This window comes from Photorhabdus caribbeanensis (genome assembly GCF_018448885.1).
Classification (GTDB): Bacteria; Pseudomonadota; Gammaproteobacteria; order Enterobacterales; family Enterobacteriaceae; genus Photorhabdus; species Photorhabdus caribbeanensis.
Genome location: NZ_RCWB01000065.1, coordinates 1 through 7,176, shown reverse-complemented (window position 1 = coordinate 7,176; position 7,176 = coordinate 1). Strand labels below are relative to the sequence as shown.

General features: G+C 38.9%; 4 protein-coding genes and 3 pseudogenes. 3 read left to right on the top strand and 4 right to left on the bottom strand.

The window, feature by feature from the left end; translation table 11 throughout:
- Positions 1-211 precede the first annotated feature (211 nt).
- Positions 212-1,660: a flavin-containing monooxygenase gene (locus EAE90_RS22485; RefSeq protein ID WP_214055362.1), complete on the top strand. Its 1,449-nt coding sequence runs from the start codon at positions 212-214 to the stop codon at positions 1,658-1,660.
- Positions 1,661-2,285: 625 nt separating this feature from the next.
- Here the strand turns inward: EAE90_RS22485 and EAE90_RS22475 are convergent.
- The 4 genes and pseudogenes from EAE90_RS22475 to EAE90_RS22460 all read right to left on the bottom strand — a co-directional run.
- A pseudogene (locus EAE90_RS22475) lies at positions 2,286-2,507 on the bottom strand (transposase); the annotation flags it as partial.
- Positions 2,508-2,561: 54 nt separating this feature from the next.
- Positions 2,562-2,774 (bottom strand): annotated as a pseudogene (locus tag EAE90_RS22470) (ISNCY family transposase); the annotation flags it as partial.
- A 129-nt stretch (positions 2,775-2,903) separates the two neighbouring features.
- Positions 2,904-3,116: pseudogene (locus EAE90_RS22465) on the bottom strand (ISNCY family transposase); the annotation flags it as partial.
- A 129-nt stretch (positions 3,117-3,245) separates the two neighbouring features.
- Complete coding sequence (locus tag EAE90_RS22460; protein WP_214055360.1) at positions 3,246-4,220, bottom strand: Rpn family recombination-promoting nuclease/putative transposase; 975 nt, start codon at positions 4,218-4,220, stop codon at positions 3,246-3,248.
- A gap of 888 nt (positions 4,221-5,108) precedes the next feature.
- Between EAE90_RS22460 and EAE90_RS22455 the strand changes: the two genes are divergently transcribed.
- Together EAE90_RS22455 and EAE90_RS22450 are read left to right on the top strand one after the other, a co-directional pair.
- Complete coding sequence (locus EAE90_RS22455; RefSeq protein WP_214055359.1) at positions 5,109-6,071, top strand: fucose-binding lectin II; 963 nt, start codon at positions 5,109-5,111, stop codon at positions 6,069-6,071.
- Between the two features lie 182 nt (positions 6,072-6,253).
- Positions 6,254-7,176, top strand: a 923-nt coding sequence (locus EAE90_RS22450; RefSeq protein WP_214055358.1) for a fucose-binding lectin II, incomplete at its 3' end; no start/stop codon positions are given.

Below are 7,176 nucleotides of genomic sequence, written 5' to 3'. Positions count from 1 at the left end.
CCAATATTCATATTTAAGGGTTGAAAATATTCTCAGGCTAATTATTTATTTGTGGCGGTAGGAAATATTGACACGTTAAACACGGGTAATGAGCAATGTAAGACTAAAGCAATTTCATATTGCTATGTTACTGTCAATGACGACAAGAATCACATTGCTTTAGCTAGGTAAGTTTCAACTGTTTAAAAAATACTTTGCAGGAGAAATAACAATGGATAACTATTATGATGTTTTGATTATTGGCGCGGGTGTTGCCGGTATTGGTACAGCATGTCATTTAACAAGGAAATGTCCTGATCAGAAGTTTATTATCTTAGAACGTCGCCAGAGGATAGGCGGTACTTGGGATTTATTTCGCTATCCCGGCATTCGCTCAGATTCAGATATGATGAGCTATGGCTATGAATTCCGCCCCTGGACAGACACCAGTATTTTTGCCGATGGTCCCTCAATCAGAAGTTATGTCAATGCAACGGCAAAAGAGTATGAAGTTGATAAGAAAATAGAGTTTGGGCTAAAAATTACTCATACTGACTGGTCAAATGCGACTCGCCAGTGGACCGTTACCGCGATTGACGAAATCAGTGGGGAAACTCGGCAATTTACCTGTCGCTTTCTCATCTCTGCAACAGGTTATTACAACTATGATGAACCTTATTTACCTAAATTCCCCGGTATTGAAGATTTTAAAGGCCCGGTAGTTCATCCTCAACTCTGGCCTGAAGAGTTGGATTACAAAGGAAAACGGGTTGTTGTCATTGGTAGTGGCGCAACAGCAGTTACTTTACTGCCGGCAATGGCACATGATACTAAACATATTACGATGCTACAGCGCTCTCCCAGTTATATCTTTTCAATGCCTGGCAGGGATAAGATGGCAGAGCTTTGCAAAGGCATTATTCCACAGCGCTGGATTTACACATTGAGTAGAAAGCGCAATCTTTTTCTATTTAGCTTAATTTATAAAATAAGCCGACATTTACCTACATTATTGAAATCGTTTTTACTGGCATTGGCTCGCAAGCGTGTCGGCCCAGATTTTGACATGAAGCACTTGACGCCAAAATACATGCCGTGGGATGAACGGCTCTGTCTTATTCCCAGCAATAACCTATTTAAGGTACTAAAAGAAGGTAAAGCTTCTATCGTTACTGACCATATTGTACGTATAACTGAAAACAGTATCTTATTAAAATCGGGCGAGGAATTACCCGCAGATATTATTGTTACAGCAACTGGGCTGAAATTACATTTTCTTGGTGGAATTGAACTCTCTATTGATGGGCAAAAGCAACAAAGCCATGATCGCATGCTTTATAAGGGAACGTTGATACAGAATATCCCTAATATTGCCTGTTTGTTTGGTTATATCAATAACGCCTGGACATTGAAAGTTGATCTATCTGCGGATTATATCTGCCGTTTATTAAACGAAATGAAGCGTCGCGATGCTGCCGTTGTAACACCACATGCTCAGCCGGGTGAGATGCAGGAGGATGAACATATTTTTGGCGCTTTGCGATCTGGTTACGTAAAACGCGCAAACGACTCGCTTCCTCGTCAGGGATATAGTCCAAATTGGCAGACTCCACATGATTACAAAAAAGATAAACAAGTTTTGGGACAGCCTGTCGATGATGCCGCGTTGAAATGGTCATAACCGCACGAAATTAAAAAATCAGTGGCTATATATCCTATTGATTTCAAAATGCATCGCGGCGGCAAGGGAGCGAATCCCCGGGAGCATAGATAACTATGTTACCGGGGTGAGTACAGCCAACAAAGAAGCAACTTGAAAGATGACGGGTATATTTATTATTACCAGCCCGTTATCATCAACGGGCAGTGAATTGTTATTAATTAGATTTCAGAAATGAAATTAAGGTTAAAATCGCAATATCACATTCCTAAATATCTTAAGTCGCATTCTATTTTAAATGGTAACTCATTTATTCTCGGAATAAAGGTAGCCAGGTTTATTTTTTTACTGTTTACTGATAATGAGTATTCAAAATGGGAATAATCTACTTATCCCCAACACCATAAAACTAATGACGCTTTATTACCCATATCTTCGACAGCCAAGAGAAAACTAGCCCAGATATCGCGCCAAAAATATAGCCTTCTGTTGAAATATTCTCTTGCCACGGTAACAGGCCAAACACAATCCTCATAAGCCAAAAATCCATCCGCTGGCGCCAATATAAATAACCGAACGTCCAAATAACCAAACTAATATTCCGCCCATAAAGATAATAAACAGGCTGGCTATCACATATCATATAGGAGGATAAATTTAAAAACGTTTTCACTTTCTCAAGCAACTGCCACATATACTGACAGCCATGATTTCGTGTCACCGTTTCATGCAAGGATTGCCACAGACGCTCAATTTTATTCAGCCGGGGAGAATAAACAGGTAAAAACAATAGGTTAAATTTAGGGTGACGGGCCAGCCAATCACTGATCAGTCGGCTTTTATGAATACTGTAGTTATCCAAAATAAGAACAAAAATGCCGATCTTGAATATCGGCATTTTACTGTGAAAGAGAAGATGAATTTAATGCTTTAACATTTCAATTTTATCCCGGCTCAGTCCGGTACTGGTGACAATAATGTCCAAACTCACGCCATGCCGTAATAAGGCACAAGCCGTTTCCAGTTTACCTTCTTCTCGGCCTAGCTCAATACCTTGCTTGATACCTCGCTCAAGCCCTTTTTGTTCAAGCTGTTCTGCAATAGTCATCAACATCGTTTCATGCTCCGGAGATTGTTACTTCAGTCTGACCGGTTTCAGCTTCGCCGGGAAAACGTAAAAGTCCCTTGTATAGCCATCATCCTGAATAAGAACAAAAATGCCGAGCTTGAATATCGGCATTTTACTGTGAAAGAGAAGATGAATTTAATGCTTTAACATTTCAATTTTATCCCGGCTCAGTCCGGTACTGGTGACAATAATGTCCAAACTCACGCCATGCCGTAATAAGGCACAAGCCGTTTCCAGTTTACCTTCTTCTCGGCCTAGCTCAATACCTTGCTTGATACCTCGCTCAAGCCCTTTTTGTTCAAGCTGTTCTGCAATAGTCATCAACATCGTTTCATGCTCCGGAGATTGTTACTTCAGTCTGACCGGTTTCAGCTTCGCCGGGAAAACGTAAAAGTCCCTTGTATAGCCATCATCCTGAATAAGAACAAAAATGCCGAGCTTGAATATCGGCATTTTACTGTGAAAGAGAAGATGAATTTAATGCTTTAACATTTCAATTTTATCCCGGCTCAGTCCGGTACTGGTGACAATAATGTCCAAACTCACGCCATGCCGTAATAAGGCACGAGCCGTTTCCAGTTTACCTTCTTCTCGGCCTTCTTCTCGGCCTTCTTCTCGGCCTTCCTCTCGACCTTCCTCTCGGCCTAGCTCAATACCTCGCTTGATACCTTGCTTGATACCTCGCTCAAGCCCTTTTTGTTCAAGCTGTTCTGCAATAGTCATCAACATTGTTTCATGCTCCGGAGATTGTTCAATCAGTTGATGGACAAAGTGTGAGAGATCCAGCGTATGCCCATTCAGTAAAATATAGCGTAACACCACATTGCGCTGCTCGGTTGTATTATACCCTGCATTCAAGAGTTCCACCAATTGGAGGACCCATTCCTGCATATCCCGGCAGCGAATATGTTTTTGCACCAGTTCCATCAGGGCAACCCCTTTATGCGTCAGGATTTCTTCATCGCTGAGTACACTGACGTCCACCAACGGAAACGCCTGGCAGTACAAGCGGGCAGCCTGTTCAGGGAACGTAAAACAATCCAGCCACCGGTTTGAGTAAGGATAAGGACGAACCTCACCATGATAAAACAGCAAAGGCACCACCAAAGGGAGTTCAGTATGGCCTTTTTTCAGGTGCGCCGTCATAGCTGACATGGCATAACCCATCAACCGCCAGGCCATCAATGGGTCAGGAGTGGACTGATGTTCAATCAGACAATAGACATAGCCCTGCCCCCGAGCCGTTTCAACCGAGTACAGCACATCACTGTGCAGTTGACGTAAATGCCGATCCACAAAGCTGCCGGGTTCCAGTTTCAATGTGGCTAAATCACACAACAACTGGATCTCTTCGGGCAGATAAAGGGATAGAAACTCTCTGGCCGTTTCAGGTTGCGTTAAAAAATACTTAAATAACGAGTCATGGTGAGGCCGTTTTTCTTTCTTTGCCACAATCTGTTTCTCTGTCTTATCAGTTAGTCATTACCATTCATTGTCAAGGTATATACCCGTCATCTTTCAAGTTGCCTCTTTGTTGGCTGCACTCACCCCGGTAACATAGTTCTCTATGCTCCCGGGGATTCACTCCCTTGCCGCCGCGATGTATCTTGAAATCCATAAGGTATAGTATTTCTACCAAGTCACAAAAAACATTGTCTCAGATTTCCTCAGGCAAATCTTTACCGAATGCATTAATAGAAGAGCCTAAAGAATCAAATATCAGAAAAGGAAAAATGAGAAAACATTATATTTACAATAATTAATTTATGAAAGACATTCATTTCAATGAGTTTTTAACTTTCATTCGCATAATAATAATCCCTTTATCAAAATATAGATTATTTATATTTCCGTTAATCTTAGATGTTCAGATCGAAAAAATTGGACTGAGTTCCATACAGATGTTCTATTACTTCTAAACATTATTTATATTAAACCATTAATTTATTAAATTTGTAACCTTCATGTTAATAAAAATTAAGTTTTACTTCCCCATCACAATTAAATAATTTAACTTAGTAAACAAATCGATAAATTCGATTTTTTCACAGTTCAAAATAGAAGTATCGGGAATTAAGCAAAGGAAACTTTAGTTATATATTCATTGTCAGGAACAAGAAACAAATCCTCAGCCTTTCTTCAACAACCTTTAATATTCATAATTAACCAAATCAAGTGTTAATCACTATTTTTAGGATTACAAAAAGTTAATAATTTAGCTTATTTTAATAACCTATTCTGATATAACCCAGAAAGTTATGAAACAAAATAATTAATCTAGGGTAATTTCAGTGTCATACTCATTGTTAAAAATAAACCATAAACCTTTAAGGATAAACGATGGCTGATATACTTAAATATGGCGATACAGTAAGAATATTAAATGGTTACAATAACTGGCAAGGGGGATATCTCAGTACATATGGAGGTAATGACATACCAGGAGCAAAACATAGCGTATTAACTGTAGCTCCCTCTTTTTCTGATCTAGGAGGAATATGGCGAATAAAATCAGGAACAGGAAAGGCTATCGGCAGTGAAATAATTAATGATGATATTATTTTACTTCATAATCTGTCTTTCTGCGATGGTGGTTACTTGGGATATTATGATGGTCCAAATCAACCAGTACCAAGTGGAGAAATACACCCGATAATCACATCAGATATAAATACTTATTCTCCAAAAACATTAGAATGGATTGTTTATTGCGAGACTCCTTATTCCATAAACGGAAATATCATAGAAGGAGCAATTATCACCTTACATAATCGATGGGGGAATAAAGGTTTCCTTAATAGTTATGGTAATGCCAACAAACCAAACACGTTATATGGTGTATCTCTTTCTGGTAATAGCACTCGTAAAACAATTAAGGTAGAGCAGTGGAAAATGGAAAAAATTAATGATCCTTGTCCGCCTACCAACCCCTCAAATTGCGGTGGAGAATGTGGTACCAATGACACCGGTAAACACTGTTTCCAATTACCTAAAAATATTCAATTTGGCCTGACAGCTTACAATAATACGAACATTCAGCAAACGGTAAAAGTGTATATTGACGATCTTCTGGTAGACACATTAACCGGTAAAGTAACAAATAATTTGATGGCGACCAAAACCTACACATCAGGCACAGGCAAAGTTTGTATTGGAATTGAAGGAGATGGCAAAGCTAGCAAACTGCGTTATTTCGATAACACCCTTGATGGAAAACCGGGAACAGCCATTATCGGCGCTGAAAATGACGCCAATAATAATTACAATGATTGCGTGGTAATATTAAATTGGTCGTTGGTGTGAATTAAAAGCACTTTGGTAAATTTCACCAAAATAAAATTAATTTAACTAATGTAAGTTACCCTTTTGAATCAATTAGAAATGTAATTCAAAAGAATTGAAATTATATTTCTTAATATTACTCTTGTTCAATTTTATTTGAAAATAAAATTTTAAGCTATAATCACCATAAAGGAGATGTAATAATGAATACAAATACCTATTTATTTCTTAACTCGGAAAATATTAAATATTATGATGACCCACAAATCAACAAAGGGGATACTCCCCAACTTATCAGTAAAGACTGGCCTAACCTTCCTGTCGAGTTTCAACGACATATTGACGATGTGATTAATTTAAATGGTTATTTATACTTCTTTAAAGGCTCACAATATCTTAAATTCGATATCGCAAAAGCTCAGGTAAGTGAGGGACCAAGACACATTATAGAAGGATGGCCTGGATTGAGAGGCACCGAATTTGAAAATGGGATAGATGCAGCTACCGAGTTTGTCGATACAAAACGAGATATTGTCTGTTTCTTCAAAGGGCGAGACTGTATTGATTATACTGTCAGTTCACACACGATTAGTAAAAAAACTATTTCAGAGAGATGGAGAGCTACCGGCAAGTACGCAGGATTCAGTGAAAATTTGGATGCAGTTATTCTATGGAAGAATATTGCAGGTTCTCTTATTTACCTTTTCAAAGACAGTCATTATATCCAATATAATACGCAATCTAACACTATTGATATTGAACCAAGACTCATCCAAACTTATTGGCCTGGCGTCACTTTTAATAAAGTTCAAGCAGCAGTATCAATTGATCCCGATTTATTAGGCAGTGACCGAGGCAATAATGGAAGTTGTGGCGGAACCTGTGGCACCAATGACACCGGTAAATACTGTTTCCAATTACCTCAAAGTATTCGATTTGGCCTGACAGCCTATTCTAATACCGATATTCATCGGCAGACGGTAAAAGTCTATATTGACAATCTTCTGGTAGATACATTAACCGGCAAAGGAACAGATAATCTAATGGCGACTAAAGCCTATACATCCGGTACAGGCAAAATCTGTATTGAGATTGAAGGCGATGGTAAACCCTGCAAGCTCCGTTA